This is a genomic window from Paenibacillus oleatilyticus, from assembly GCF_018998565.1.
GTDB classification, from domain to species: domain Bacteria; phylum Bacillota; class Bacilli; order Paenibacillales; family NBRC-103111; genus Paenibacillus_G; species Paenibacillus_G oleatilyticus.
Map to the genome: position 1 here is coordinate 1 of NZ_JAHNZO010000102.1, position 416 is coordinate 416.

1 protein-coding gene is annotated in these 416 nt (G+C 58.9%); it reads right to left on the minus strand.

The genetic code is table 11. The features are described 5' to 3' along the window. Positions 1–416 (minus strand): hypothetical protein (locus tag KQX66_RS36490; protein WP_253957677.1); only part of this gene is annotated, 416 nt, incomplete at both ends.

Below are 416 nucleotides of genomic sequence, written 5' to 3' on the forward strand. Positions count from 1 at the left end.
GTCATGCACCGATACCCCTTGTTCGCGCCGGGCCTGCATGAACTCGAAGTCCTGGCCCTGGGAGGAGTACATGGCGCGGCTCAGCGGATCGACAAACAGGCGGTGCCAGCTGACCTTGCCGGAGACCCTCAGCATGAAGGAGCTGAACCACTGGTCTTTGGCCGATTCGAACTTCCCGATCATGTCCTGCTGTAGCTGGGTGAAGTTGTCCGGGTTTTTCTGCAGATAGGTTTTGAACTCGGAGGCGTCCTGCATCAGGATGATCTTGTAGGAGGAGTTGCCCCAAGCGGCTTTCGCGGCCGAGCTGGCGGTGTCCGAGTCAAAGTCCTTGATGTTCTGGGTAATGGTGATGTACGCCCCGCGGTGACGGCGCGCAGTACGGTAACCCTCTTCGATAAACTCGCCCGCCTTGGCAT